Annotated in this window: 25 protein-coding genes; 8 read left to right on the top strand and 17 right to left on the bottom strand. The window is 66.4% G+C overall.

The window, feature by feature from the left end; translation table 11 throughout:
* Nucleotides 1–3: 3 nt before the first annotated feature.
* Nucleotides 4–357, bottom strand: a complete 354-nt coding sequence (locus tag ACSVDO_RS20680; RefSeq protein ID WP_332536439.1) for a DUF1428 domain-containing protein — start codon at nucleotides 355–357, stop codon at nucleotides 4–6.
* Between the two features lie 533 nt (nucleotides 358–890).
* Between ACSVDO_RS20680 and hppD the strand changes: the two genes are divergently transcribed.
* The 4 genes from hppD to ACSVDO_RS20660 all read left to right on the top strand — a co-directional run bounded on the left by hppD (nucleotide 891) and on the right by ACSVDO_RS20660 (nucleotide 3,964).
* Nucleotides 891–1,973 carry a 4-hydroxyphenylpyruvate dioxygenase gene (gene hppD, locus ACSVDO_RS20675; RefSeq protein WP_489594365.1) on the top strand — a complete coding sequence of 361 codons (1,083 nt, stop codon included), beginning with the start codon at nucleotides 891–893 and terminating at the stop codon, nucleotides 1,971–1,973.
* 72 nt (nucleotides 1,974–2,045) lie between these two features.
* Nucleotides 2,046–2,360: a 4a-hydroxytetrahydrobiopterin dehydratase gene (locus tag ACSVDO_RS20670; protein WP_332536442.1), complete on the top strand. Its 315-nt coding sequence runs from the start codon at nucleotides 2,046–2,048 to the stop codon at nucleotides 2,358–2,360.
* A 1-nt stretch (nucleotide 2,361) separates the two neighbouring features.
* Nucleotides 2,362–3,264: a phenylalanine 4-monooxygenase gene (gene phhA, locus ACSVDO_RS20665; RefSeq protein ID WP_332536444.1), complete on the top strand. Its 903-nt coding sequence runs from the start codon at nucleotides 2,362–2,364 to the stop codon at nucleotides 3,262–3,264.
* Nucleotides 3,254–3,964, top strand: a complete 711-nt coding sequence (locus ACSVDO_RS20660; RefSeq protein WP_332536445.1) for an SDR family NAD(P)-dependent oxidoreductase — start codon at nucleotides 3,254–3,256, stop codon at nucleotides 3,962–3,964. The genes phhA and ACSVDO_RS20660 overlap by 11 nt, the downstream gene beginning before the upstream one ends.
* A gap of 71 nt (nucleotides 3,965–4,035) precedes the next feature.
* On the opposite strand, the gene ACSVDO_RS20655 is transcribed toward ACSVDO_RS20660, so the two are convergent.
* The 6 genes from ACSVDO_RS20655 to ACSVDO_RS20630 all read right to left on the bottom strand — a co-directional run bounded on the left by ACSVDO_RS20655 (nucleotide 4,036) and on the right by ACSVDO_RS20630 (nucleotide 6,994).
* Nucleotides 4,036–4,278 carry a hypothetical protein gene (locus ACSVDO_RS20655; protein WP_489594363.1) on the bottom strand — a complete coding sequence of 81 codons (243 nt, stop codon included), beginning with the start codon at nucleotides 4,276–4,278 and terminating at the stop codon, nucleotides 4,036–4,038.
* Between the two features lie 17 nt (nucleotides 4,279–4,295).
* A complete protein-coding gene (locus ACSVDO_RS20650) occupies nucleotides 4,296–4,766 on the bottom strand; it encodes a type III secretion system chaperone (protein WP_332536447.1) in 471 nt (156 codons plus the stop codon).
* A 111-nt stretch (nucleotides 4,767–4,877) separates the two neighbouring features.
* On the bottom strand, nucleotides 4,878–5,162 hold the full coding sequence (locus ACSVDO_RS20645) for an NAD(P)-binding protein (RefSeq protein WP_489594362.1): 285 nt from the start codon (nucleotides 5,160–5,162) through the stop codon (nucleotides 4,878–4,880).
* Nucleotides 5,071–5,808 carry a cupin domain-containing protein gene (locus tag ACSVDO_RS20640; protein WP_489594361.1) on the bottom strand — a complete coding sequence of 246 codons (738 nt, stop codon included), beginning with the start codon at nucleotides 5,806–5,808 and terminating at the stop codon, nucleotides 5,071–5,073. The genes ACSVDO_RS20645 and ACSVDO_RS20640 overlap by 92 nt, the downstream gene beginning before the upstream one ends.
* A gap of 7 nt (nucleotides 5,809–5,815) precedes the next feature.
* Complete coding sequence (locus ACSVDO_RS20635; RefSeq protein WP_332547536.1) at nucleotides 5,816–6,160, bottom strand: carboxymuconolactone decarboxylase family protein; 345 nt, start codon at nucleotides 6,158–6,160, stop codon at nucleotides 5,816–5,818.
* A 60-nt stretch (nucleotides 6,161–6,220) separates the two neighbouring features.
* The gene (locus ACSVDO_RS20630) at nucleotides 6,221–6,994 is read right to left on the bottom strand and encodes an SDR family NAD(P)-dependent oxidoreductase (RefSeq protein WP_489594359.1); all 774 of its coding nucleotides are present in this window, start codon (nucleotides 6,992–6,994) and stop codon (nucleotides 6,221–6,223) included.
* Between the two features lie 148 nt (nucleotides 6,995–7,142).
* Here ACSVDO_RS20630 and gcvA point away from each other — a divergent pair, with 148 nt between their 5' ends.
* Nucleotides 7,143–8,057, top strand: a complete 915-nt coding sequence (gene gcvA / locus ACSVDO_RS20625; protein WP_489594357.1) for a transcriptional regulator GcvA — start codon at nucleotides 7,143–7,145, stop codon at nucleotides 8,055–8,057.
* A 238-nt stretch (nucleotides 8,058–8,295) separates the two neighbouring features.
* Here the strand turns inward: gcvA and ssb are convergent, their stop codons facing one another.
* Together ssb and ACSVDO_RS20615 are read right to left on the bottom strand one after the other, a co-directional pair.
* Complete coding sequence (gene ssb / locus ACSVDO_RS20620) at nucleotides 8,296–8,877, bottom strand: single-stranded DNA-binding protein (protein WP_332536458.1); 582 nt, start codon at nucleotides 8,875–8,877, stop codon at nucleotides 8,296–8,298.
* Nucleotides 8,878–9,034: 157 nt separating this feature from the next.
* On the bottom strand, nucleotides 9,035–10,222 hold the full coding sequence (locus tag ACSVDO_RS20615) for an MFS transporter (RefSeq protein WP_489594355.1): 1,188 nt from the start codon (nucleotides 10,220–10,222) through the stop codon (nucleotides 9,035–9,037).
* A gap of 232 nt (nucleotides 10,223–10,454) precedes the next feature.
* On the opposite strand from ACSVDO_RS20615, the gene uvrA reads away from it, so the two are divergent.
* The 3 genes from uvrA to ACSVDO_RS20600 all read left to right on the top strand — a co-directional run bounded on the left by uvrA (nucleotide 10,455) and on the right by ACSVDO_RS20600 (nucleotide 17,293).
* Complete coding sequence (gene uvrA / locus ACSVDO_RS20610) at nucleotides 10,455–13,508, top strand: excinuclease ABC subunit UvrA (protein WP_489594353.1); 3,054 nt, start codon at nucleotides 10,455–10,457, stop codon at nucleotides 13,506–13,508.
* Between the two features lie 105 nt (nucleotides 13,509–13,613).
* Nucleotides 13,614–14,759 (top strand): NAD(P)/FAD-dependent oxidoreductase, encoded by a 1,146-nt coding sequence (locus ACSVDO_RS20605; protein WP_489594352.1) that lies wholly within the window; start codon nucleotides 13,614–13,616, stop codon nucleotides 14,757–14,759.
* 140 nt (nucleotides 14,760–14,899) lie between these two features.
* A complete protein-coding gene (locus tag ACSVDO_RS20600; protein ID WP_489594350.1) occupies nucleotides 14,900–17,293 on the top strand; it encodes a glycerophosphodiester phosphodiesterase family protein in 2,394 nt (797 codons plus the stop codon).
* 140 nt (nucleotides 17,294–17,433) lie between these two features.
* Here the strand turns inward: ACSVDO_RS20600 and ACSVDO_RS20595 are convergent, their stop codons facing one another.
* The 8 genes from ACSVDO_RS20595 to fmt form a co-directional block, all read right to left on the bottom strand.
* Nucleotides 17,434–18,402 (bottom strand): M14 family metallopeptidase, encoded by a 969-nt coding sequence (locus ACSVDO_RS20595; protein ID WP_489594348.1) that lies wholly within the window; start codon nucleotides 18,400–18,402, stop codon nucleotides 17,434–17,436.
* A 3-nt stretch (nucleotides 18,403–18,405) separates the two neighbouring features.
* A complete protein-coding gene (locus tag ACSVDO_RS20590) occupies nucleotides 18,406–19,383 on the bottom strand; it encodes a Bug family tripartite tricarboxylate transporter substrate binding protein (protein ID WP_489594346.1) in 978 nt (325 codons plus the stop codon).
* A 104-nt stretch (nucleotides 19,384–19,487) separates the two neighbouring features.
* Nucleotides 19,488–20,381, bottom strand: coding sequence for a LysR family transcriptional regulator (locus ACSVDO_RS20585; RefSeq protein ID WP_489594344.1), 894 nt, complete (start codon nucleotides 20,379–20,381; stop codon nucleotides 19,488–19,490).
* A 14-nt stretch (nucleotides 20,382–20,395) separates the two neighbouring features.
* Nucleotides 20,396–21,232: an orotidine-5'-phosphate decarboxylase gene (pyrF, locus tag ACSVDO_RS20580; protein ID WP_332536468.1), complete on the bottom strand. Its 837-nt coding sequence runs from the start codon at nucleotides 21,230–21,232 to the stop codon at nucleotides 20,396–20,398.
* Nucleotides 21,233–21,306: 74 nt separating this feature from the next.
* Nucleotides 21,307–22,500: a phosphoglycerate kinase gene (locus ACSVDO_RS20575; protein WP_332536469.1), complete on the bottom strand. Its 1,194-nt coding sequence runs from the start codon at nucleotides 22,498–22,500 to the stop codon at nucleotides 21,307–21,309.
* A gap of 166 nt (nucleotides 22,501–22,666) precedes the next feature.
* Nucleotides 22,667–22,999, bottom strand: a complete 333-nt coding sequence (locus ACSVDO_RS20570) for an AzlD domain-containing protein (protein ID WP_332536488.1) — start codon at nucleotides 22,997–22,999, stop codon at nucleotides 22,667–22,669.
* Nucleotides 22,999–23,844, bottom strand: coding sequence for an AzlC family ABC transporter permease (locus tag ACSVDO_RS20565; protein WP_442881469.1), 846 nt, complete (start codon nucleotides 23,842–23,844; stop codon nucleotides 22,999–23,001). Before ACSVDO_RS20565 ends, ACSVDO_RS20570 begins: the two co-directional genes overlap by 1 nt.
* The gene (gene fmt, locus ACSVDO_RS20560) at nucleotides 23,841–24,803 is read right to left on the bottom strand and encodes a methionyl-tRNA formyltransferase (protein ID WP_489594341.1); all 963 of its coding nucleotides are present in this window, start codon (nucleotides 24,801–24,803) and stop codon (nucleotides 23,841–23,843) included. The genes ACSVDO_RS20565 and fmt overlap by 4 nt, the downstream gene beginning before the upstream one ends.
* Nucleotides 24,804–24,823 lie beyond the last annotated feature (20 nt).

The raw sequence follows: 24,823 nt of genomic DNA, 5'->3' as shown, positions 1-24,823 counted from the left end.
GGCTCAGGTGTCCAGCAAGGGCACGAAGCCGCCGAAGATCATGCGCTTGCCGTCGAACGGCATCTGCTTTTCCATGCCCGCCAGGCGCGGGTCCTTCATCGCTTCCTGGTTGACCCGGTCACGCACTTCGCGCGACGGGTATTCGATCCAGGAGAAGACCACGATCTCGCCGTCGACCGCCTTGACCGCGCCGCGAAAGTCGGTCAGTTTGCCGTCGGGCACATCGTCGCCCCAGCATTCGACGACGCGCGTCGCGCCATAGTCCTTGAAGACCTGGGCGGCGCGTGTCGCCATCTCGAGGTACTGCTGCTTGTTGGCGGCCGGTACCGCCACCACGAATCCATCGACGTATTTCATGGCTTGCCTCCTTCGCAAAGAGAGGACCATGCTCGCAGAGTCGCGCGCCCCAGACTGTAATAAACCGCATCACGCGCGCCGCGCTATTGGCGGCAGGGTGTGCGTTCGTGCGTCTGCCGGGCCGCGCGGCCCAGCGCGCCTGGCTCTGCGCCGTGCGGCTGATGACGCGCAACTTCATGTTGTCGGCCAAGTACCGGTTCTAGGCCATGCCAGCGCACCTTGCCTGCGGTGCGCGGCGGACTAGCCCTTGGCGCCAGAGGTGTCATCGGCAGCGCGCGCCGCCTGCGGTGGTAGAAAAGACCTTGGCGGCAGGCGCGCTGCAGGCATTGACATGGCGCAGGCATGGCGCGATTGGGTGCGTTATTGGCGCGCAAATGCGCGAATCCATTGCATCTTCACGCAAAAAAGCGCTGTTGTTTTGGTTTGTGCAGGAATGTTGCGTTTGTCGCGTGAAATGGCCGCATTCTGCATGATTCGCGCTCGGTCATCTCACTAGCATTGAGGCACCCACCCAACAATGCGGAGACAACGTTATGGCCGATCTTTTTGAAAATCCCATGGGCCTGATGGGCTTTGAGTTCGTCGAGTTTGCTTCGCCCACGCCCGGCGTGCTCGAACCCATTCTTGAGCAGATGGGCTTTACGCTGGTCGCAAACCACCGCTCCAAGGACGTGAGCCTGTACCGCCAGGGCGGCATCAACTTCATCGTCAACCGCGAAGCCAAGAGCCCGGCCGCGTACTTTGCCGCCGAGCACGGCCCTTCGGCCTGCGGCATGGCGTTTCGCGTGCGCGATGCACATGCGGCCTATAACCGCGCACTCGAACTCGGTGCCCAGCCCGTCGACGTGCCCACGGGCCCGATGGAGCTGCGCCTGCCCGCGATCAAGGGCATAGGCGGCGCCCCGCTGTATCTGATCGACCGCTTCGAAGAAGGCAAATCGATCTACGACATCGACTTCAAGTTCATCGAAGGCGTGGACCGCCATCCGCGCGGCCATGGCTTCCAGATCGTCGACCACCTCACGCACAACGTCTACCGTGGCCGCATGGCCTACTGGGCTGCGTTCTACGAGAAGTTCTTCAACTTCCGCGAAATCCGCTACTTCGACATCAAGGGCGAGTACACGGGCCTCACGTCCAAGGCCATGACCGCGCCCGACGGCATGATCCGCATTCCGCTCAACGAAGAGTCGGTCAAGGGCTCGGGCCAGATCGAGGAATACCTGATGGCCTTCAACGGCGAAGGCATACAGCACATCGCGCTGCTGACCGATGACCTGTTGGCCAGTGTCGACAGGCTGCGCACGGCCGGCGTGCCGCTGATGAAGGCACCGCCGGACACCTATTACGAAATGCTCGACGGCCGCCTGCCGGGCCATGGCGAAAATGCCGGCGAGCTGCGCTCGCGCGGCATTCTGCTCGATGGCACGACCGAAGGCGGCCAGCCGCGGCTGCTGCTGCAGATTTTCTCGGGCACGGTGTTCGGCCCGGTGTTCTTCGAGTTCATCCAGCGCAAGGGCGACTACCGCGAAGGCTTTGGCGAAGGCAATTTCAAGGCCTTGTTCGAGTCGCTGGAGCGCGACCAGATCGCGCGCGGCGTGCTGCAGACGGCCTGAGGCCGGCGCACCCCCGCCGGGCAGGGGGTGGCTCCGCCCGGCCGTCATTGCCACAGAAGAAATCGAGACAACATGACGACCCCATTGAGCTCGCAGCAGATCGAGGATGGCAAGCTCCGGTTCAAGGACTGGGCCTTCACGGCCCAGCGTGGCGGGCTGATGCAGCGCAGCTTTCGCTTCCTGGACTTTGCCCAGGCGTTCGGCTTCATGGCCCAGCTCGCGCTGGTCGCCGAAAAAGCCGACCACCATCCCGAATGGTTCAACGTCTACAACCGCGTCGACATCACGCTGACCACGCACGACGTCAACGGCCTGTCGCCAAAGGACTTCGCGTTCGCGGCCGCGGCCGATGCGTTGTTCACGGCGCTCGCGGCGCAGGAGCACTGACATGGACACCACCACCGAAGCCGCCAAGCATGGTCTTGCTGCGGGCGATGCGTTCCGGCCCGAGCGCGCCGACTGGACCATAGACCAGGGCTGGGAGAACTACACGGCCCAGGACCACGCGACCTGGAAGACGCTGTTCGAGCGACAGACCAAAATGCTCGTCGGCCGCGCCTGCGATGCGTTTGTCGACGGCATGCAGCGCCTGCCCATGGGTCCGGACGAAATCCCCGATTTCCGCCGTCTCAACGAGATCCTGCATCAACAGACCGGCTGGGAAGTCGTGGCCGTTCCCGGCCTCGTGCCCGACGACGTGTTCTTCGACCATCTGGCGAATCGCCGCTTTCCTTCGGGCCAGTTCATCCGCAAGCCGCATGAACTCGACTACCTCGAAGAACCCGATGTGTTCCATGACGTGTTCGGCCATGTGCCCATGCTCATGAACCCGGCAATCGCGGACTACATCCAGGCCTATGGCCAGGGGGGCTTGCGCGCGCAGAAGATGGGCGTGCTCGACAAGCTCGCGCGCGTCTATTGGTACACGGTCGAGTTCGGCCTGGTGCAGCAGGCCGACGGGCTGCGCATCTACGGCGCGGGCATTGCGAGCTCCTTTACCGAAAGCGTGTTCGCGCTCGATTCCGCGTCGCCGAATCGCATCGCTTTCGATCTTGCGCGCGTGATGCAGACCAAGTACCGCATCGACGACTTCCAGGAGTCGTATTTCGTCGTCGACAGCCTCGAGCAACTGCTCGATCTGGCGCGCATCGACTTCGAACCTGTTTACCAGGCCATCGCCGGCCAGCCGGACTTCGAGCCCGGCGACATCCAGGCCGGCGACCGCGTGATCACGCGCGGTATCGGCACCTATCACCATGCAAAACGCCAGGAGCTGCGCCATGCCATTTGAGAACAAGGTCGTCGTCATCACGGGCGCCGACGGCAACCTGGGACGCGCGGTCGCCGCGGCCTTTGCGCGCGCGGGGGCCAGCCTGGTGCTGGTCGGCCTGCATCAGGCCAAGCTCGCCGAAGCGTTCGGTGAAGCGCATGCGAACACCCAGCAGTTGCTGGTCGCCGCCGACCTGACGCAGCCGGCGGGTGCCGCCGACATGGCCGCGCAGGCCGTCGCGCGCTTCGGCCGCATTGATGTGCTGTGCAATCTCGCGGGCGGCTTTCGCATGGGCCCGCCCGTGCATGCGACGCCCGCCGAAGACTGGGACTTCCTGTTCGCGCTCAACGTGCGCAGCGCGCTGCACACCGCCCAGGCCATCGTGCCGGGCATGCTCGCGCAAGGCAGCGGCAAGATCGTCAACGTGGGTGCGTTCGCGGCCGCGCGCGGCGTGGCCGCAATGGGCGCCTACACCGCGTCGAAAAGCGCGCTCGCGCGCATCACCGAAGCCATGTCGGGCGAGCTGCGCGAGCAGGGCATCAACGTCAACTGCGTGCTGCCGACCATCATCGACACGCCCGAGAACCGCGCTGCCATGCCCGACGCCGATCCCAGGCGCTGGGTCGCGCCCGACGACCTCGCGGCCGCCATCCTGTTCCTGGCTTCGGAACAGGCGCGCGCGATTCATGGCGCATCGCTGCCGGTAACTGGCTTGAGCTGAAGCGCTTGGCAGGCCGCCAGCGGAAATCGGGTGACGGTGTGCCGAGTTTCAGCCGGCCTTGCCGACCGCTCTCAGAAATTGCGCGGCCGGTAGGCCACCTGCTGTCCATTGCGTTCAGCCAATGCGGTGCTGAAATGGGCCATGGTCAGACCCCAGAGACCGCTGAAGAATTGCTGGGCGAGGACATCCCGGTTGACTCTGCCGCCGGTCATGCGGTCGAGCAGCGAGTTCACGGGATTGAGCGCCAGCAGCGGCTGGAACGGCATGGAAAGCAGCCCGGCGCCGACTTTCAGCAGATTGGTGATGATCGACATAAGTCACGGTGCCCCGGTTAGACAGGTTGAATGGGCAAGGCGCTGGCATGGGGCGCAGGCGCCTGCGGTGCCGCTTCTGCATGCAGGGACGACTGCAGCAACTGGGCTTGCCAATGCTCGAGCTGGTCGACGAACGATTCGACGGACTGTATGGCCGCCGCCGCCTCCAGCTGGCGCAGTGCCATGCTGCGAAAGAACAGGATGCGTTCGAGCAAAGGATCGAAACCGAAGTAGTTGCCGTCGGTCGCCATGCCGAACAGATGCACTTCCAGAACGCGTGAAAGCATGCGCTCGCGCGACTCGGCCGGCCATTCGCCTATGGACATGACCGGCGCAAAGAGCACGACTTTCTGGTTCTGCTCATCATGCTCGAAAGTGACTTCCAGGGAGTCGCTGAAAACAATGGAGCAGCCGCCGTCCTGGACGGCGGCGCTGATATCCAGTCGTGTCGCTGCACCAATGGCTTGCAGGAATCCCAGGAAGTCCATGAAAACACTCTTTAGAAAGTGAAGTTGCTGCAGGGTTCGTAACCCTGGGCGCGCGCCGGTTCCATCGCACCCGGCCCCCCGGGTCGCGGCGGCGGCAGGCGTGCCGCGACGTCAAAGACGGCCACATATTTGGCGTGCGGCGCCATCCATGTCGCGGTGTGTCGCCACTGCTGGGCCAGCGTCGCCGGCAAGGCTGGGTCCCAGGTCGAAGCGATCAAGCGCCGCGCTCGACGCAGCCAAACCATGAGGGCTGTGCGATGCGATCCGGCCTCTCCAGGTGGGTCGGGCTTCGAGCAGCAAGTAGTCATGGATGTCGCGCTGTTCCAGCAGGTAGGCCGCGTAGAGGCCAGCCCGCCCACCTCCCACGATGGCGATGCGTACGGTTGAGACCGTCATGCCGCTGGGCTGTCTTCACGTACACAGTGGCGCCGTCGTTGCCAGAAACCAGCCCAACGCGATGCCCGGCAGGGAAGCGAAGCCAGCTGCCATGGGGGTACTGCCGGTGGTCTTCCTGCAGCGCCCCTCTCAGCACCAGCAGCTCCGCCGGGGTCGCCGGCTGGGCCGGCATCGCCTGACCTGGCTGCAGACGGACAAGGCTGACAGACTCCAGGTCGTCGGCGTACAGCTTGCAAACGACGTAGCCTTGGGCGTCAGACCAGTTGGCCGAATCGTTGGTGTCGATCCGCAGTGCGGACGACTCGGCGGGCTGCATCTGCCAGAGCTTCACAAAGATGACCGCCCCGTCGACGCTCGACGGACTGTGGTTTGAACCTGGCGGATTGCGCAGATACCACCCGGCCCGGTAGTCGTTGGCTTCGTCGGAGAACGTGCCCGACAGGACAAGAATCTCCTCGCCACCGGGATGTTGGTGGCGGGGGAAGTCCGACTGAGGCGCGTAGCGCACGATGCTCGTGGCCCGCGCGACTTCTCCACCCACCCGGTCCAGCATCACCCGTTCCACCCCAGCCTGCGGCGAGGGGATCCATTGGTAGGCATCAGGAGTGACGAGGGCGGGGCGTGAGAAGTCGGCGTTGACGAGCATGTCAGCCTCAAGCGGTTTGCAGTTGCGCGTGGGCTTCGAGGACGCGGGCCGAGTAGGTCAGCGCCGCGCCGGCATTCAGGGCAATCGCGACACCCAGGGCTTCAGAGATTTCCCCGGCCGTAGCACCGTGCTCGACAGCCTTCTTGGTGTGCACAGAGATGCATCCGTCGCAGCGCGTGGTGACCGCCACCGCGAGTGCGATCAGCTCGTGTACCTTGGGCGCGAGGTGGCCGGTCTTGGCGGCTGCGTTGTCGATCACGGTCAGGCCGCGGACGACGTCCGGGCTCTTCTTGGCCAGGTCGCCGACCCGCTCCAGCAGGGCGCCGCGGTAGGCATTCCAGTCTTGCATCATGGTTTGTGGTCCAGTGAGTCAGCCCGCGCCGGTTGGCGCGAGCTCACGGTTGAAATCGCTTCAGTTGCGGCCAGCCATCACGCCGCCGTCGACATCCCAGATCGCGCCGGTGACCCAGCCAGCCTTCTCGGACAGCAGGAACGCCACGACCTCGGCAACGTCCGTCGGGGTGCCGACCCGGCCGATGGGGTGGAAGCTGTTGAAGCCCTGCAGAGCAGCGTGCACTTCCGCCTTCGGAATGAAGCCCTCGTAGATGGGCGTTTGCACGACGGCAGGCGACACGGCGTTGACGCGGATCTGCTTGGAGGCCAGCTCCATCGCCAGATGCTGCGTCAGCGAATGCAGGCCGGCCTTGGCCATCGAGTAGGCCGACGAAGGCGTGGCGGCGATGGCTTGCTTCGCCCACATCGAGCCGATGTTGACGATCGCACCCGGGCGACCCTCGGCCACCAGGTTGGCGGCGACCTTCTGCGTGACAAAGAAGAACGCCTTGTTCAGCTTCATGTACTGGTCGTAGTCCGCGTCCTGGTGCTCCAGGAAGGGCTTCGGGAAGAACACACCAGCGGCGTTGACCAGCAGCTCGATATCGGGATGCTGCTCATCGATGCTCTTGAGCAGCGCGGCCAGGCCCTCGTCACTGCCCAGGTCGGCCACCAACACGTTGACCTGGCCGAGGGCTGACAGCTCCTTGCGAGCCTCTTGCGCCTTGTCGGCGCGGTGGCCGACGACGACGACGCTGCCGCCGCCGGCGAGGACGATGCGAGCGGTTTGCAGACCCATGCCGCTGGTCCCACCGACCACTAGCAGCTTCTTGCCTTGGAATTGACCTTGCATAATTAAACTCCTGAAGAAAAAGTATCAAACTTGCCTTGGACAGTTTTTCTCAACAAGTGAGTTCCGCCTCGGCATGGACTCAATTCTTCGCGGTTTGGCGGTTGCAGACAAACGAGATAAAGTGTCTCAACCATAAAGAAAATCTTTAATGAAAACACCCGTGCATCTCAACGCGTTGCGTGCGTTCGAGGCGAGCGCGCGGCACCAGAGCTTTTCAGCCGCCGCTGGAGAGTTGAACGTGACGCCCGCTGCCGTGGGGCAACTGGTGCGAACGTTGGAAGACTGGGTCGGCACGCTCCTCTTTGTCAGAGGTAGCAGCGGGAAAGCCAGACTGGCTTTAACGGACGCCGGCGAGCGTGCCCTTCCGGACATCCGAGCCGGCTTGGCTAGCCTGGCTCACGGACTTGAACGAATGAAGGAGGCCGCTGCTCGCGGCGTATTGACTGTCACGGTGAGCCCGGCGTTCGCGGCCAAATGGCTGTTGCCGCGCATCGACCGATTTCAGGCGGTTTGCCCGGACACCGATGTGCGGCTCGACACGAGCCTGAAGCCAGTCGATTTCGCGGCGCAGCAGATCGACATAGGCGTGCGGTACGGTGCCGGCTTCTGGCCCGGGCTGGTGGCAGACAAGCTGATGGATGAGCAGGTCTATCCGGTGTGCTCGCCGCAGTTGCTGACCGATCGCGGTTGCTTCGAGCGGCCATGCGATCTGGCACGCGAGACGCTGATCCATGACCTTTCGATGGACGCCCAGACGGGCTTTCCATCTTGGGACGAATGGCTGTCTCGGGCAGGCATGATCGACGTGAACACGGCGCGCGGCATGAAGATCAACAACTCAGCGGCCGTCCTTCAGGCTGCGATTGAAGGGCATGGCATTGCCATGGCGCGCAGCGTCATGGCGCACGACGACGTGGTTGCCGGCCGCCTTGTCAGGTTGTTCCCGGAGGTGGACTTCGCGTCGCCACTAGCCTACTACGTGGTTTACCGAGCGGAGAGTGCAAATCTTCCGCGGCTCGTCACCTTTCGCGACTGGTTGTGCGCCGAAGCTCTTGCGAACTGAGCGTCCGGATCAGACAGCTGTTGTCGATTCAATCTTCAATTTCATTTGAAGGGAGCTCGGCCCATGTGGAAGGACGTTTGATCGATATGACTTTGAAGATTTCGCGATCGGAGGAGGACGCGGGAGTGAGCGAGTCAATCGGATCCTGGGGCAGATACATCTTTTAGTGTAAGCAATGAAAAAAGCCCCAAGTGACAATCACTTAGGGCTCTTTGTTTACAGATCTAAAAATCGCCGGTCAGAACGGGATGTCGTCATCCATGTCGTCGAAGCCCGAAGCCGCGCGCTGGGGTGCGGGGGCCATCGGGGCCTGGGCGGGAGGGGCCATGCGCTGCACGGGGGCGGGAGCGCGCGGAGCGGGCGCGGGGCGGCGCGGCGCGGCTTCGTAGCCGCCGCCGTTGTTGCCGGCATTGCCGCCGTTGCTGTCACCGTAGCCGCTGTCGTCGCCGTAGCCGCCGCCTTGCTGGCCGCCGCCCATGCCCTGGCGGCTGCCCAGCATCTGCATGGTGTCGGCGCGGATTTCGGTCGCGTAGCGTTCCTGGCCCGTGGCCTGGTCGGTCCACTTGCGCGTGCGCAGCGAACCTTCGACATAGACCTGCGAACCCTTGCGCAGGTACTGGCCGACGATTTCGGCCAGGCGACCGTTGAACACCACGCGGTGCCATTCGGTCGCTTCCTTGTTTTCACCGGTGTTCTTGTCGCGCCAGCGGTCGGTGGTGGCGATGGTCACGTTGGCCACCTGGTCACCGCTGGGAAAGGCGCGCATTTCTGGATCGCGGCCCAGATTGCCGACGATGATGACTTTGTTGACGGATGCCATGAATAACCTCGAAAAATGGATAGCGCGGGCCAGTAATGAGGGGGCCCGTGCCAGATGCTTGGATTGCAGCATCCCCCTCGGAGACGCCGCAGACGGGAGCATATCCGTTTGCCCAAGACTGCGGGCAAACCCGTGATATCGATAGGGGCCGGAGATCTCAGTGGCCGCCGGCGCCGGTCTTGCCGACCGGGCGCAGCGGCCAGGTCACCAGCAGCCAGATCGCCGTGAGCACGGCCGTGACGGCAAACAGGCCCGGCATGCCGGCCCATTTAGCGATCGCGCCGCCGAGCGCTCCGCCGGCAAACAGGCCCAGCGACTGCAGCGTGTTGTAGGTGCCCAGCGCAGCGCCGCGCAGCGGCGTGGGCGCCATGCGCGAGACCAGGCTGGGCTGGCTGGCTTCGAGAATGTTGAAGCCGCAGAAGAACACCAGCATCAGCAGGCCCATGGGCCACAGCGAAGGCGTGGCGCCGCTGGCGGCGACCGCGCCCAGGCCCAGTTGCACGACCAGCACCAGCGCGATCGCGCCCAGCAGCGCCATGCGCAGCTTGCCCTTGCGCTCCAGCGAGAACATGCCGCCCATGGCGATGAACGACAGCAGCACGGCCGGCAGGTAGATCTGCCAGTGCGCGCCCTTGGGCAAGCCGGCCTGCAGCAGCAGCGCGGGCACGGCCACCCACATCGCCATCTGCACGGTGTGCAGCACGAACACGCCCAGGTTCAGGCGCAGCAGGTCGGGCTGGTGCAGCAGCTCGACCAGGCGGCCGCGCGGCGCGTCCTGGTGCTTGAGCGGCTCGGGCGGAACCACCCAGATGACCACGGCGATGCCGGCCAGCGCCAGCGCGAACGTCAGCGCAAACACGCCCGACAGACCCGCCCAGGCGGCCAGCATGGGGCCGGCGACCAGCGCCAGCGCGAACATCAGGCCGATAGAGCCGCCGATGATGGCCATGGCCTTGGTGCGCACGGCGTCGCGCGTCTGGTCGGCAAGCAGCGCGGTCACGGCCGCAGAGACCGCGCCCGCGCCCTGCAGACCGCGGCCGACCATCAGGCCGGTGAGCGAATCGGCCAGCGCCGCGAGCAGACTGCCGGCGGCAAACACCAGCAGGCCGAACACGATCACGCGTTTGCGGCCGAAGCGGGCCGAGGCCAGGCCCAGCGGCAGCTGGAACAGCGCCTGGGTCAGGCCGTACAGGCCCATCGCCAGGCCGACCATCGCCGGATCGTCGCCGCCCGGGTACTTGCGCGCTTCGAGCGCGAACACCGGCAGCACCAGGAACAGCCCCAGCATGCGCAAGGCGAAGATCAGCGCCAGGCCGCCGCTCGCACGGCGCTCCAGCGGCGTCATGGTGGAGGCGTCCGGGGCAGGGGCGGGCGGGGCAGCCGAAAGGGGGGTGGTCGTTTGTGGCACGCGCAAGAAATGCAAGTGATTGGAAGAAGGCGGCCTTGGCGCGCAGAGGAGATTCCCCTTGCGTGCGGCGCAATAACAACCCCGATTGTCCGTGATCTGCAAGTTCGTCGCATTTCCGGGGCCAGGCTCACTATCATGCTAGGTTTCCCCGCATGGAGCGCCCGCGCCCGTGAACGACCCCACTCATCCCTCTTCCGAGCAGGCAAGCGCTGCAGATTCCGGTCGCTATCTGGGCCATGCCCTGGCACAGTCGCGCATCAGCATCCGCGGAGCGCGCACGCACAACCTGAAGAATATCGACCTCGATATTCCGCGCAACCAGTTGGTGGTGATCACGGGCCTGTCGGGCTCGGGCAAATCCAGCCTGGCGTTCGACACGCTTTACGCCGAAGGCCAGCGGCGCTATGTCGAAAGCCTGTCGGCCTATGCGCGCCAGTTCCTGGGCCGGCTCGACAAGCCCGATGTCGACCTGATCGAAGGCCTGTCGCCCGCGATCAGCATCGAGCAGAAGGCCACCAGCCACAACCCGCGCTCCACCGTGGGCACGGTCACCGAGATCAACGACTACCTGCGCCTGCTTTACGCGCGCGCCGGCACGCCTTACTGCCCCGACCACCAGCTGCCGCTGCAGTCGCAGACCATCAGCCAGATGGTCGACGCCGCGCTGGCGCTGCCCGAGGACACCAAGCTGATGGTGCTGGGCCCGCTGGCGCGCGACAAGAAAGGCGAGTTCACCGAGCTGTTCGCCCAGCTGCAGGCCCAGGGCTACGTGCGCTTTCGCATCGACGGCAAGATCTACGAAGTCGAGTCGCTGCCGCAGCTGCAGAAGAACGAGAAGCACTCGATCGACGTCGTCATCGACCGCCTCAAGGTGCGCCCGGACGCGATGCAGCGCCTGGCCGAAAGCTTCGAAGCCGCGCTGCGCGCCGGCGGCGGCGAGGCCGGCGGCCGCGTGGTCGCGCTTGAAATGGACACCGGCGTCGAGCACTGGTTCAGCGCCAAGTTCGCCTGCCCCATCTGCAGCTATTCGCTGCCCGAGCTCGAGCCGCGGCTGTTCTCGTTCAATTCGCCCCAGGGCGCCTGCCCCACCTGCGACGGCCTGGGCCAGAGCGAGACCTTCGATCCCGAGCGCGTGGTCGCGTTTCCCACGCTGAGCCTGGCCAGCGGCGCCGTGAAGGGCTGGGACCGGCGCAATGCCTATTACTTCACCATGCTCGAAAGCGTGGCCGCGCACTACGGCGCGGACATCGAGGCGCCGTTCGAAGAGCTGCCCGAGCAGGTGCGCCAGGCCGTGCTGTGGGGCTCGGGCGAGGAAGCCATTGCCTTTGCCTACTTCACCGACAGCGGCAAGAACAAGGCCCAGCCGCTGATCAAGCACCATCCGTTCGAAGGCATCATTCCCAACATCACGCGGCGCTACCGCGAGACCGATTCGAGCGTGGTGCGCGACGACCTCGCGCGCATGCGCAGCACGCGCTGCTGCCCCGACTGCGAAGGCACGCGGCTGCGGCGCGAGGCGCGCTGGGTGCGCATTGGCGACGGCGAGCAGCAGCGCGCCATCTATGAAGTCAGCCGCGCAACGCTGGCCGAAGCCCACGCCTGGTTTGCCCAGCTCAAGCTGCAGGGCGCCAAGGCCGACATCGCCGACAAGGTGGTGCGCGAGATCACCTCGCGGCTGATGTTCCTCAACGACGTGGGCCTGAGTTACCTGAGCTTGGACCGCAGCGCCGAGACGCTGTCGGGCGGCGAAGCCCAGCGCATACGCCTGGCCAGCCAGATAGGCAGCGGCCTCACGGGCGTGATGTATGTGCTCGACGAGCCCAGCATAGGCCTGCACCAGCGCGACAACGACCGGCTGATCGCGACGCTGCAGCACCTGCGCAACATCGGCAACAGCGTGATCGTCGTCGAGCACGATGAAGACATGATGCGCGCCGCCGACCAGATCATCGACATGGGCCCGGGCGCGGGCCTGCATGGCGGGCGCGTGATGGCGCAAGGCACGTTCGACCAGGTGCGCGCCAACCCCGACTCACCCACGGGCCGCTATCTCGCGGGAACGCAGTCGATCGCCGTGCCCGCGCGGCGCACGCCCTGGCTGCCCGTGGTCAAGTCCGCGGAACCCGCATCCGCGCCCGCGAAGTCGCGCTTTCCGGTCTCGGCCGCGGCGCTGCGCCGCGCCGAGCGCCAGGCCGAGCATGTCGCTCGCCAGGGCGCGCTGCAGGCGATCAGCGTGGTCGGCGCGCGCGGCCACAACCTGAAGAACGTCACGGTGGAGTTCCCCGTGGGCCTGTTCACCTGCGTCACCGGCGTCTCGGGCTCGGGCAAGAGCACGCTGGTCAACGACACGCTGTACGCCGAAGTCGCGCGCCAGCTCTACCGCGCCAGCGAAGAGCCCGCGCCGCACGACGAAGTTGTGGGCATGGAATATTTCGACAAGGTCATCAACGTCGACCAGTCGCCGATCGGCCGCACGCCGCGCAGCAATCCCGCGACCTACACCGGACTGTTCACGCCGATACGCGACCTGATGGCCGAGACCGCGACCGCCAAGGAGCGCGGCTACGGTCCGGGGCGCTTCAGCTTCAACGTCGCCGGCGGGCGCTGCGAAGCCTGCCAGGGCGACGGCGTGGTCAAGGTCGAAATGCACTTTCTGCCCGACGTCTACGTGCCTTGCGACATCTGCCACGGCGAGCGCTACAACCGCGAGACGCTCGAAGTGCTGTGGAAGGGCAAGAACGTCGCGCAGATCCTGCAGATGACGGTCGAGGACGCGCATGCGTTCTTCCAGGACGTGCCCAGCATTGCGCGCAAGCTGCAGACGCTGCTGGCCGTGGGCCTGTCGTACATCCGCCTGGGCCAGAGCGCGACCACGCTGTCGGGCGGCGAGGCGCAGCGCGTCAAGCTGGCCCAGGAGCTGAGCAAGCGCGACACCGGCCGCACGCTCTACATCCTCGACGAGCCGACCACGGGCCTGCATTTCGCCGACATCGACCTGCTGCTCAAGGTGCTGCACCAGCTGCGCGACGCGGGCAACACGATTGTCGTCATCGAACACAATCTCGACGTGATCAAGACAGCCGACTGGCTGATCGACATGGGCCCCGAAGGCGGTGCCGGCGGCGGCAACGTGGTCGCCACGGGCACGCCCGAGCAGCTCGCCGCGCACGAAGGCAGCCATACGGGGCATTATCTGCGGCGTTATCTGGGCGCGCCGGGCTGACCCGCTGGCCGCTGGCTTGCCATGCGCATCTGCGCCGACAATCGAGTTCCGCGCCGCAGGCAACCATAGCGGCGCCCCCGGTATTTTTCGTGTGAGGAGGTGACTATGTCTCCCGTTGATTTTGTGGTGGTCGGCGCCGGCATTGCGGGCGCATCCGTGGCCTGGCAGCTGGCCGAACACGCTTCGGTGCTGGTGCTAGAGCGCGAGACCCAGCCGGGCTATCACTCGACGGGCCGCTCGGCGGCGCTGTACCTCGAGCATTACGGCCCGCCCCAGGTCCAGGCGCTGACGCGCGCCAGCCGCGCTTTCTACACCGCGCCGCCCGCGGACTTCATGCCCGAGCCGGTGCTGAGCCCGCGCGGCGCACTCTATGTGGCGCGCGCCGACCAGCTCGATCAGCTTGGGGCGGCGTTTGCCGAAGCGCGGCTGCATTCGCCCGCCGTGCGCTGGCTGGACCAGCCCGAAATGCTGGCGCTGGTGCCCTGTCTGCGCGCCGATGTCATCGTTGCGGGCTTTCTCGACGAGAATGCGCGCGACATCGACGTGCATGGCCTGCACCAGGCGTTCCTGCGCGGCATGCGACTGCGCGGCGGCCAGCTGCGCTGCGCCGCCGAAGTGGTCTCGCTGACGCGCGATGCCGCTAACGCCTGCTGGCAGATCGATCTGGCCGACGGCAGCCGCATTGCCGCCCGGCAGGTGGTCAATGCCGCGGGTGCCTGGGCCGACGCGCTGGCGGCGCTGGCTGGCGTCGCGCCGCTGGGCCTGGTGCCCAAGCGCCGCAGCGCGTTCACCTTTGCGCCGCCCGCGGGCATGGAGACGCGCCACTGGCCGGCCGTGATGGGCGTCGATGACAGCTTCTATTTCAAGCCCGATGCCGGCCAGCTGCTGGGTTCGCCGGCCAACGCCGACCCGACCACGCCGCACGACGTGGTGCCCGAGGAAATCGATGTCGCGACGGGAATTTTCCACATCGAGGAAAACACCACGCTGCAGATCCGCCGGCCCTCGCATACCTGGGCCGGCCTGCGCTCGTTTGTCGCCGATGGCGAGCTGGTCATAGGCTGGGACGCGCCGCCCGAAGCCGGTCAGCCCGGCTTCTTCTGGCTCGCCGCGCAGGGCGGCTACGGCATACAGACCGCCTATGCGGCCGGCCTGCTGGCGCGCGATCTGCTGCTCGATGCGGCCCTCGATGCGCGCCTGCAAACCGAAGGCGTGCTGCCCGAAAGACTGTCGCCGGCCCGGCTGCGCTGACGACCATTGGACTTATCCACATTTTTATCCACAGGTTGGAGCGACCGAGGGCAGTAGCGTGCCGGCCGCTGTCACATACACGCCATACGCCTGTCATCCCGCGCACCTAGAGTCATCTCTTTTTGCAAAACGGGGATGAGATGAACACGTCGAAGACAGTGGTAGCGGCTTTTCTGGCAATCAGTCTGGCTGCATGCGGGGGTGACAACGAGGGCAGCAGTCCTGCCGACCCGGCCACGCCCTCGCTGCCCACGCCCGAGACCCCCGAACCGGAGCAGCCCGCTCCCGTGGCCAAGGTCTACCTCGACGAGAGCTTCGAGGGCCTGACGGCGCTGCCCGCGGGCTGGTCGGCGCTGGCCGCCAACCGCGGCACGGTGGCGGTGCGCAACGGCAGCCTCTACATTGACGGCCGCGCCAACGACACCGCAATGACCTCGGTGGCGCTGCCGGCGTCGCTGCAGGAGCTGAGCAACTACCGCATCGACATGGTGTTCACGCTCGAGTCGCCCAACAACACCGGGCGCTGGGGCAGCGTGATGTACCGCACCGCGAGCGCCAGCGCCACCATTCCCTACGACCCGTACTACCAGTTCGCGATCCGCGCCAACGCGACGGCCGCCAACGGCACCGAATTCGCGCTGCGCAAGGGCGGCAGCTGGGCTGTGGCCGGCACCAAGGCCTTCAGCGAGGCCATCGATCCCGCCAAGACCTATACCGCCACCGTGATCGTTCACGGCAACCGCGTGCGCCAGTACCTGAACAACACGCTGCTGCATGACATGACGCTGGACGCGGCGCTGGCCAAGGGCGGCATAGGCCTGCAGACCGCGGGCGCCGTCATGCGCGTCGACAGCATCAAGGTGAGCGAGCAGCTGACGGCGCTGCCCGACGTCAGCAAGGTGATCGCCGTGCAGGACAGCGGCACGCGCGCGGCGATGGCGCCCACGCTGGTGCAGCCGATGACGGCCCGCACGCAGCTTGCCGGCAGCGGCGCTAGCAATGCGCTGTTTCGCATCGACAGCAGCCTGAACCTGCGCAGCGACAGCGGCGAAAGCCTGGCCTCGCTGGCCCACTACCTCGCGCAGACCGACCGCCTGACGATTCCCGTGCTGCGCATTGCCGATGCCGCCACGGTGAGCGCGCTCGCGGCATTTGCGCAGCAGAACGATCTGGGCGACGTGACGCTGCTGTCGGACAACGTCGAGCTGCTGGCCCAGGCGCGCAAGGCGATCCCGGCGCTGCGCACGGCGGTTGATTTCTCGGCGTTGTCCTCGCTGGGCAATACCTCGAAGGACATCCTGCAGGTGGTTGGCGCGACCAACCGCGCCCAGGCCAAGATCGCGGTGCTGCCCGCGGCCATGACCAACCGCACGACCGTCGCCCATCTGCAGCGCCTGCTGCTCACGCCCTGGGCGGTGTCCAGTGCGGCGACGCCCGCCGCGGCCGCCGAGGTGCTGGTCACCGGCGTCAACGGCGTGATTGCTTCCGACGCGGGCGTCTACACGGCGGTGCTCAGGAAGCTGCCGGCGCATACGCTGCTGCGCAAGCCGCTGGTCACCGGCCACCGCGGCATGCCGTCGACCACGGACGAGAACACGCTCGAGGGCGCGCAGGCGGCGGTGGCCGCGGGCGCGGATGCGGTCGAGAACGACATCTACATGACCACGGACAACCACCTGGTCATCATGCATGACGACACCGTCGACCGCACCACCACCGGCAAGGGACGCATAGAGACCATGACGCTGGCCGAAGTCAAGGCGCTCAAGACCAAGGTCAGCGGCTATACGGTGCCCACGCTGCAGGAGTTCTTCACGGCGTTCAAGGGCCGCAACGTGAGCCACTTCATTGAGCTCAAGAGCACCACGGCCGGCATCGTGCCGCTGCTCAAGCAGGAACTCGAGAAGGCCGGCGTCAAGGACCAGGTGGTCGCGATCTCGTTCAGCGGCGACCAGCTCAACCGCATGGCCGCGACGCTGCCCGAGATCAGCACCGGCTTTCTCAACAGCAATGTCGACACCGGCGACGTGGGCGTGAGCCTGCGCAACATCCTCAACGCCACGCAGCTCTACTCGTCGACCTACAACCCGTCGTACGGCAGCGGCCCTACGCAGGCGACGATGGAAGCCGCCAAGCACCGCGGCATCACGTTCTGGCCCTGGACGGTCAACAAGCAGAGCGACTTCTATCGGCTCTACAGCTACGGCACGCACGGCATCACGACTGATTACGCGCACTGGGCCAAGGACTTCCCGGTGGCGATCTCGGCGGCCACGTCGGCATCGGCGGCGGTGGGTGCGGAATTCAGCGTGCCGCTGGCGCTGACTTCGCAGATCGGCGCCGCGAGCAGCGGCACGAGCAATCCGCTGCTGGTGCTGGACGGCGCGCCCGCGCACACCGTCGCGGCCAACGGCAGCGTGACCTTCACCGCGCCGGGCACGGCCACCGTGCTGCCCGGCTACACCTACCAGATGGGTGACGGCACCTACAGCTACACGATCTTCGCCAGGCCCATGACCGTGACGGTGAAGTAAGACGCGCCAGGCGCCAGCAAAAAGGCCCCCATGCCTTGGGACATGGGGGCCTTTTTCATCTCCGGCGGCGCACAACCTTCGAAGTTATCCACAATTCTGTCCACAGATTCCTGCGAGCGGCGGTGCCCGCAGGAAGTGGATCACAGCAACGCGGAGCGCGCAAAGCGCACCACGGTCACGCCGGCGCGCGCCTGGCGCACCGAAGGCATGACCAGCACGCAGTCGTCGTAGGGCGTGACCACGGCTTCGCCGTCGTTGTCGCCAATCACGGTGCCGGCCTGGGAGAAGCGCTCCAGGCCCGTGAACGGCGCGTTGAAGCGAAAGCCCTGGCTCTTGGCGACCACGGGACCGGTCACGGTCAGCGCGAACTGTTCGGCCGCGGCCGGCAGGCGCCAGTCGGGCAGCAGGCGCTGGGCTTCGGCCTCATCGATGACTTCGGACGCGAGCAGGAAGCGCAGGCACTGGTCCTGGGCCACGGCGCGGCTGGCGGGGTCGCCATGGAAGCCGCATTCGACCAGCAGCGAGCGCGAGTCGCCGGCTTCCTCGTCGGGCAGGCCAAAGCGGCCGTAGTCGCGCAGGCGCGTGCCATCCTTGTGGCCGGCGTCAACGACGATGTGCGCGGGCGCGCCCATCTGCTTGGCCAGCACCAGGTTGCGCGGCTGCACGCCCGTGAGCAGCAGCGGCGCCGAAGGCTCGTGCATCGAGTGCAGGTCGAGCAGCCAGTCGACCTGGCGCACGAACGGACGCAGCGCCGCGGCGCGACGGCGTTCGTTGGTGTCGCCGGCATCGATGCGCGCGTCGCTCCACTGGCGGTTCAGGTCTTCGTCGGTGAAGCGCGAGGCGTCGTGTGCGTTCGCATCGAAGCGATCGAACGCGTCGAGGTTGGCGAACACCAGCGTCAGCGTGCCCTGCAGCGGGCGCAGGCCGGCCTCGAGCAGGCCCTTGAGCGCCCAGGCGCCGCACAGCTCGTTGCCATGCACCAGCGCGGAGATCATCACCTGGCGGCCCGGCAAACCGGAGTCGAAATGCCAGACGCCTTCGGTGCCGGTGTTGCCCGCGCGCCAGGCGCTGATGTCGGGCGCCGGCAGTTCAAATTGCAGTGCGCTCATCGCTCACTCTTCGATCTTGGCGAATTCGACGATCTTGGCGTACTTGGCGATTTCACCGTCGATGAACTTGCGTGGATCAACCTTCTGGTCCATGACCGTCGAGCCCGAAGCTGCGAGCTTCTTGCGGAATTCGGCCGAGGCCAGCGTGTCGCTCAAGGCCTTCTTGAGCTTGTCCTGGATGGGCTTGGGCAGGTTGGCAGGTGCCATCATCGCGAACCACGAACCGATGTCGACGTTCTTGAAAGCCGGGTTTTCGGACAGGGCCGGGATGTCGGGCGTGATGGCCGAGCGCTTGGCTTCGGTCGTGCCCAGGGCGATGACCTTGCCCGACTGGATCTGGGGCAGGCCGCTGGACAGCACGAACACGCCGTACTCGATGTTGTTGCCGACCAGGTCGGTGGTCAGAGGCGCGACACCGCGGTAGGGGATGTGCGTGATCTTCAGGTTGCCCTGTTCCTGGACCATTTCACCTGCGAGGTGCAGCGCCGTGCCCACGCCCGAACTGCCGTAGCTGAACTTGCCGGGGTTCTTGGAAACGGCGGCAATGAATTCGGCGGTGTTCTTGACGCCGGCCTTTTGCGAAGCGACCAGCACCATGGGCTGCGAAGCCACCAGGCCAATGGGGGTGAAGTCCTGGATCGAGTACTTCACGCTCTTGTTGATCAAACGCGCAATCGCCAGTTCGTTGTTGGCGCCGACCATGATGGTGTAGCCATCGGGAGCGGCCTTGGCGACCTTTTGCGCGCCGATCGCGCCACCGGCGCCACCCAGGTTCTCGATCACGACGGGCTGGCCCAGGCGTGTGGCGAGTTCGGTGCCGACCATGCGACCGATCAGATCGGTGCTGCCGCCTGGCGGGTAGCCGATGACCATGGTGATGGGCTTGCTGGGGTAGGACGCGTCGGCGAAGGCGGAACCGGCGGCCAGAAGGGCGATACCGCAGGCCAGGGCGGTGCGGCGCAGGATAGAAGTATTTTGCATGAGCTGATTCCTTATTGGGATAACCACGATTGTCAAAAGACACGGTGCCTGAATTGGTGCCATAACGGCACCAGGCCGTGCCGTTATGGCACGCCTTGTAACAATTATCGCTGGGTCACGCGCCGCCAGAATTCCTCGGCGGCGAAGGTCAGGCGCCGCTTGGGCCGGTACATGCGCACGTCGAAGCGCACTTCCATGTTGCGGCTGCCGGCCAGGGCCAGGCGTCTGGCCTTGCAATCGGCATGCGCCATCGACCAGGGCAGCCAGGCCACGCCCAGGCCCTTGTGCACGTATTCGTACTGCGCGTCGGCCGAATCGCACTCGAGAATGCGCTGCAGCCGCGGCGCATCGGGGTTCTGCGACAGATGGTCCTCGACCAGCCGGCCCAGCGCCATGCGGTGCGGATAGGCAAGGTAGGGAACGCTGCCGGGCGCGGCAAAGCTGTGCAGCGCCTGGCCTGCGGCATTCGCGCGCGAGACCGGCACCAGCCGGTCGCTGGCGATGTGCACATGGCTGAACTGGCGCGCATCGAGCCGCACGGCAATCGCCGGGTGGTGGTAGATCAGCGAGAAATGGATCTCGTCCTGCTCCAGCATCGTCACCGTCTCATGCAGCGTGCGCGTGTAGACCGTGAGCGGGCTGGTCTGCAGCAGCGGCCCCAGGCGCAGCAGCCAGTCGGCGACGATGGTGCGCGCCAGCGTGCGGCCCGTGGCCAGCGTGATGGTCTGCGCCTGCAGGCCCGCAATGGTCTGCAGTTCCTCGTGCGACTGCGCGAGCGTGCGTGTCATCAGCCCGCAGGTTTCGAGAAAGGCCTCGCCCGCGGGCGTGAGGCGCACCGGGCTGCTGCCCGGCGTGACCAGCGGCGTTCCGGTCCAGGCTTCAAGCGCGCGTATGCGCCGCCCGAACGCCGGATGCGTCACATGGCGCAGTTCGGCCGCGCGCGTGAAGCTGCGCTCCTGCGCCAGCATGATGAAGTCTTCCAGCCATTTGATCTGCATGGCCGGTCCCCCGGTCAGCCGCGCGCTTCTAGCGCCGCCTGCTGGAGGGTTGCGCGCGTGGCTTGTGCCTGGGCGCGTGCGGCCTGGGCGAAGTCGGCGCCCGAGGACGCGTAAAGAATGGCGCGCGACGAGTTGACGATGATGCTGCCGTGTTCGCGCAGCCCGGCCTTGACGGTGGCCACGGCGTCGCCACCTTGTGCGCCGACACCGGGAATCAGCAGCGGCAGCGTGGGCGCGATTTCGCGCACGCGCTCGATCTCATGCGGGCGCGTCGCGCCGACCACCAGGCCCAGCTGGCCGTTGAGGTTCCACGGGCCCTGGGCCAGCGCGGCCACATGCTCGAACACCTTGGGGTTGCCCGGCACATCGGCCAGCGTGCGTGCCTGCAGGTCGTCGCCGCCGGGGTTGGACGTGCGGCACAGCAGGAACGCGCCCTTGCCCTCGTACTTCAGATAGGGCGCGACCGAGTCGAAACCCATGAAAGGCGAGAGGGTCACGGCATCGGCGCCATAGCGCTCGAAGGCTTCCTTCGCATACTGCTCGGCCGTGGAGCCGATGTCGCCGCGCTTGGCGTCGAGAATCACCGGCACATGGGGGGCGACGGCGCGCATGTGGGCCATCAGGCGTTCGAGCTGGTCTTCGGCGCGGTGGGCGGCAAAGTAGGCGATCTGCGGCTTGAACGAGTTCACCAGATCGGCGGTGGCATCGACGATGGCGGCGCAGAAGTCGAAGATTTTCGAGGCATCGCCCTGCATCGCTGCAGGAAAGCGGTTGGGTTCGGGATCGAGACCCACACACAGCATGGATTGGTTTTGCGAGCCGGCGTTGCGCAGCATGTCGAGGAAAGTCATGGGGCGGGATTTTAAGGCACGGCAAGAAAAAAGCCCCGGCGGACCGGGGCTTAGGGCAGGGCGCTACATGGCAATCAGCCGTTGGCGCGTTTTTCCAGGATTTCAAATGCGGGCAATGTCTTGCCTTCGAGCACTTCGAGGAAGGCGCCGCCGCCGGTCGAGATATAGCCGACCTGGTCTTCGATGCCGTACTTGGCGATCGCCGCCAGGGTGTCGCCGCCACCCGCAATGCTGAACGCCTTGGATTGCGCGATCGCCTGGGCGATGGTGCGCGTGCCGTTCTCGAACGCCGCGAACTCGAACACGCCCACGGGGCCGTTCCAGACGATGGTGCCCGCGGCCTTGAGCTGCTCGGCCAGGCGCGCCGCGGTCTCGGGGCCGATGTCCAGGATCAGGTCGTCGTCGGCGACATCGGTCGCGGCCTTGATGGTTGCGGGCGCGTCGGCGGCAAACGTCTTGGCGACCACCACGTCGGTGGGAATCGGCACCTGCGCGCCGCGCGCGGCCATGGCGTCGATCACCGCCTTGGCCTTGTCGACAAGGTCGGGCTCGGCCAGCGACTTGCCGATCTTCAGGCCCGCGGCCAGCATGAACGTGTTGGCAATGCCGCCGCCGACGATCAGCTGGTCGACCTTGCTGGCCAGCGCTTCGAGGATGGTGAGCTTGGTCGAGACCTTGGAGCCGGCAACGATGGCCACCAGCGGCTGGGCGGGCGCGGCCAGCGCCTTTTGCAGCGCGTCGATTTCCGCCGACAGCAGCGGGCCGGCGCAGGCGATGGGCGCGAACTGGGCAATGCCGTAGGTCGTGCCTTCGGCGCGGTGGGCGGTGCCGAACGCGTCGTTGACAAAGATGTCGCACAGCGCGGCCAGCTTCTTCGCCAGCGCTTCCTGGTTCTTCTTCTCGCCGACATTGACGCGGCAGTTTTCCAGCAGCACGACCTGGCCGGGCTGCACCTGCACGCCGTCGACCCAGTCGGCGACCAGCGGCACCTCGCGGCCCAGCAGCTCGGACAGGCGCTTGGCCACGGGAGCGAGCGAGTCGGCGGGCTGGAACTGGCCTTCGGTCGGGCGGCCCAGGTGGCTGGTGACCATCACTGCCGCACCGGCCTTGAGCGCCATCTCGATGCACGGCACCGAAGCGCGCACGCGCGTGTCTTCGGTGATTTCACCGGCGTCACTCAGCGGAACGTTCAGGTCGGCACGGATGAAAACGCGTTGGCCCTGGGCTTTGCCCTGGGCGCACAGGTCGGAGAAGCGAAGAATGTTCATGGCAGGGATTCAGCCTCGCCAGGAGGCAGTGGAGTGGCGTTGATGGAAAAGCGCCGCCATTGTAGGTGCTTCGACAGCCTCAGCACGAACGGGAGGAATCCGTTCGCCCGGATACTGAGCTTGTCGAAGGATCGAAGGGCGTTTCAGGGCGCAATGTGGGTGGGAGCTACCACCCCAAGCCAATATGCAGCGGCAAGTAAACCGCCATCCCCACGACGATGGTGCCCAGAATTCCACGCCGCCAGAAGTAGTAACCGGTGGCGCAGAGCACGGCCGGCAGGCGCGCGTCAAGAAAGGTCTGGATCAGCGCGCCCTGGGTGATGACCAGTTCGGGGGCGATCACCGCCGCGAGCGCGGCCAGCGGAGCGTACTTGAGGCCGCGCTTGAGCCAGTGCGGCATCGGCACTTCGCGCTCGGGAAACATGAAGAACGCGCGCGTGAACAGCGTGATCGCGCCCAGGCCCAGGACATTCAAGGCAAACAGCCACCAGGAATCCATCATGGGCGTTGCTCCTCATCAAGCGGCAGCACCGGATGGCGCTCGCCGCGCTGCGGGTCGGGCGCGCGCAGCGTGGCCGGGCCGGCGCGCCATTCGCGCAGCCGGCGTTCGGTGTTTTCCAGCATCAGGCCCACGGCCACGGAAGCGGCAATCGCCGCCAGGATGTTGAGCTTGAGCGGCAGTGCGAAAGCCGCCACGGCCACGGCTGCGGCGACGCCGGTCGCGGCCCAGGTCGTGCGGTCCGTGAGCATCGAATACAGCACACCGATCAGCGCCAGCACGCCCGCGAAGCCCAGGCCCCACGACAGCGGCACCAGATCGGCAAAGAAGATGCCGGCCACCGAGAAAGCTTGCCAGACAAACCAGTTGGTCGATGCCGCGCCCCAGAAATACGCGACCTGCTCGGGGCTGCGCTGGCCGTCGGGGTAGCGCTTGAGAAACGCGACAAAGATCACGTCGCCGCTGAAATAGCTCAGCGCCAGCCGGTGGCGGCGCGCGAGGTGGGCGAAATAGCCGCGCCACATGCTGCTCAGGATCACGAAGCGCAGGTTCACGCAGATCGCGGTGAACCACACCACCCACATCGGCGCGCCGGCGATCATCAGCGGCAGCACGGCGAGCTGCGCGCTGCCCGCGTAGACCACGAACGACATGAACAAGGCCATGGACACGGTCATGCCGCTCTTGACCATGGCCACGCCCGTGACCAGCGCCCAGGCAGCAATGCCCAGCGAGACGCCGCTCATGTCCTGCATGCCCTGGCGAAAGCCCGGCTCGCGCGCAATGCCCAGCGCGCGGCGTGTCACGGTGCCCAGCCTGGAGTCGGATTCCGGCAACTGGCTCATGGCGTGGCGTCGAGCTGCACGCCCACGGGCAGCACAAAGCCATGCAGGAAGTCGCCCGCGGCCAGGCGCTTGCCGCCCGCGCGCTGCAACTGGGTGAAGCGCATCGCGCCCGCGCCGCAGGCCACGACCACGCCCGCGGCATCGGCGGCGAGCACCGTGCCGGGCGCGGCGTCGGCGGCGCGCGCTTCGGGCCGGCCTTCCCAGAACTTGATGGTTTCGCCCTGCCACAGGCCGGCGGCGCCGGGAAACGGCGTGAACGCGCGCACGCGCCGGTCTATGGTCTCGGCCGGCAGGCGCCAATCGATCCAGCTTTCGGCTTTCTCGATCTTGTGCGCATAGGTCACGCCTTCGGCGGGCTGAGGAGTGCGTGGCAGGCCGCCGCAGGCGCTCATCTCCAGCGCCTCGACGATCAGCCGCCCGCCCAGCAAGGCCAGCTTGTCATGCAGGCTGGCCGTGGTGTCGGTCGCGGCAATCGGCAGGCGTTCGATAACGCACATGTCGCCGGTGTCGAGGCCCGCGTCCATCTGCATGATGGTCACGCCGGTCTCGCTGTCGCCGGCCTCGATCGCGCGGTGGATGGGCGCGGCGCCGCGCCAGCGCGGCAGCAGGCTCGCGTGGATGTTGAGGCAGCCCCTGGCCGGCGTGTCCAGCACCCACTGGGGCAGGATCAGGCCGTAGGCGGCGACGACCATCACATCGGCGCGCGCGGCTTCGATGGCGGCACGCGCCTGGGCCGCGTCTTCGGGGTACTTGCCGTCCAGGCGCAGGCTGCGCGGCTGGCTCACGGCAATGCCGTGCGACTGCGCGCACTGCTTGACGGGCGAAGCCTGCAGTTTCATGCCGCGGCCCGCGGGACGGTCGGGTTGGGTCAGCACCAGGGGCACGTTGAAGCCCGCGTCGAGCAGGCGCTGCAAGGCCACGCTGGCGAATTCCGGCGTACCGGCAAAGATGACGTTCATGCAATCACAGGGGGGAAGGG

The sequence above is a fragment of the Comamonas sp. DB36 genome (assembly GCF_057914905.1).
This window is presented reverse-complemented; position numbering and strand designations above follow the sequence as displayed.

Excerpts from the sequence above, each read along its gene's own strand:
- ACSVDO_RS20680 (WP_332536439.1), bottom strand. The coding sequence starts at position 357 with ATGAAATACGTCGATGGATTCGTGGTGGCGGTACCGGCCGCCAACAAG.
- hppD (WP_489594365.1), top strand. The coding sequence starts at position 891 with ATGGCCGATCTTTTTGAAAATCCCATGGGCCTGATGGGCTTTGAGTTC.
- ACSVDO_RS20670 (WP_332536442.1), top strand. The coding sequence starts at position 2,046 with ATGACGACCCCATTGAGCTCGCAGCAGATCGAGGATGGCAAGCTCCGG.
- phhA (WP_332536444.1), top strand. The coding sequence starts at position 2,362 with ATGGACACCACCACCGAAGCCGCCAAGCATGGTCTTGCTGCGGGCGAT.
- ACSVDO_RS20660 (WP_332536445.1), top strand. The coding sequence starts at position 3,254 with ATGCCATTTGAGAACAAGGTCGTCGTCATCACGGGCGCCGACGGCAAC.
- ACSVDO_RS20655 (WP_489594363.1), bottom strand. The coding sequence starts at position 4,278 with ATGTCGATCATCACCAATCTGCTGAAAGTCGGCGCCGGGCTGCTTTCC.
- ACSVDO_RS20650 (WP_332536447.1), bottom strand. The coding sequence starts at position 4,766 with ATGGACTTCCTGGGATTCCTGCAAGCCATTGGTGCAGCGACACGACTG.
- ACSVDO_RS20645 (WP_489594362.1), bottom strand. The coding sequence starts at position 5,162 with ATGACGGTCTCAACCGTACGCATCGCCATCGTGGGAGGTGGGCGGGCT.
- ACSVDO_RS20640 (WP_489594361.1), bottom strand. The coding sequence starts at position 5,808 with ATGCTCGTCAACGCCGACTTCTCACGCCCCGCCCTCGTCACTCCTGAT.
- ACSVDO_RS20635 (WP_332547536.1), bottom strand. The coding sequence starts at position 6,160 with ATGATGCAAGACTGGAATGCCTACCGCGGCGCCCTGCTGGAGCGGGTC.
- ACSVDO_RS20630 (WP_489594359.1), bottom strand. The coding sequence starts at position 6,994 with ATGCAAGGTCAATTCCAAGGCAAGAAGCTGCTAGTGGTCGGTGGGACC.
- gcvA (WP_489594357.1), top strand. The coding sequence starts at position 7,143 with ATGAAAACACCCGTGCATCTCAACGCGTTGCGTGCGTTCGAGGCGAGC.
- ssb (WP_332536458.1), bottom strand. The coding sequence starts at position 8,877 with ATGGCATCCGTCAACAAAGTCATCATCGTCGGCAATCTGGGCCGCGAT.
- ACSVDO_RS20615 (WP_489594355.1), bottom strand. The coding sequence starts at position 10,222 with ATGACGCCGCTGGAGCGCCGTGCGAGCGGCGGCCTGGCGCTGATCTTC.
- ACSVDO_RS20605 (WP_489594352.1), top strand. The coding sequence starts at position 13,614 with ATGTCTCCCGTTGATTTTGTGGTGGTCGGCGCCGGCATTGCGGGCGCA.
- ACSVDO_RS20600 (WP_489594350.1), top strand. The coding sequence starts at position 14,900 with ATGAACACGTCGAAGACAGTGGTAGCGGCTTTTCTGGCAATCAGTCTG.
- ACSVDO_RS20595 (WP_489594348.1), bottom strand. The coding sequence starts at position 18,402 with ATGAGCGCACTGCAATTTGAACTGCCGGCGCCCGACATCAGCGCCTGG.
- ACSVDO_RS20590 (WP_489594346.1), bottom strand. The coding sequence starts at position 19,383 with ATGCAAAATACTTCTATCCTGCGCCGCACCGCCCTGGCCTGCGGTATC.
- ACSVDO_RS20585 (WP_489594344.1), bottom strand. The coding sequence starts at position 20,381 with ATGCAGATCAAATGGCTGGAAGACTTCATCATGCTGGCGCAGGAGCGC.
- pyrF (WP_332536468.1), bottom strand. The coding sequence starts at position 21,232 with ATGACTTTCCTCGACATGCTGCGCAACGCCGGCTCGCAAAACCAATCC.
- ACSVDO_RS20575 (WP_332536469.1), bottom strand. The coding sequence starts at position 22,500 with ATGAACATTCTTCGCTTCTCCGACCTGTGCGCCCAGGGCAAAGCCCAG.
- ACSVDO_RS20570 (WP_332536488.1), bottom strand. The coding sequence starts at position 22,999 with ATGGATTCCTGGTGGCTGTTTGCCTTGAATGTCCTGGGCCTGGGCGCG.
- ACSVDO_RS20565 (WP_442881469.1), bottom strand. The coding sequence starts at position 23,844 with ATGAGCCAGTTGCCGGAATCCGACTCCAGGCTGGGCACCGTGACACGC.
- fmt (WP_489594341.1), bottom strand. The coding sequence starts at position 24,803 with ATGAACGTCATCTTTGCCGGTACGCCGGAATTCGCCAGCGTGGCCTTG.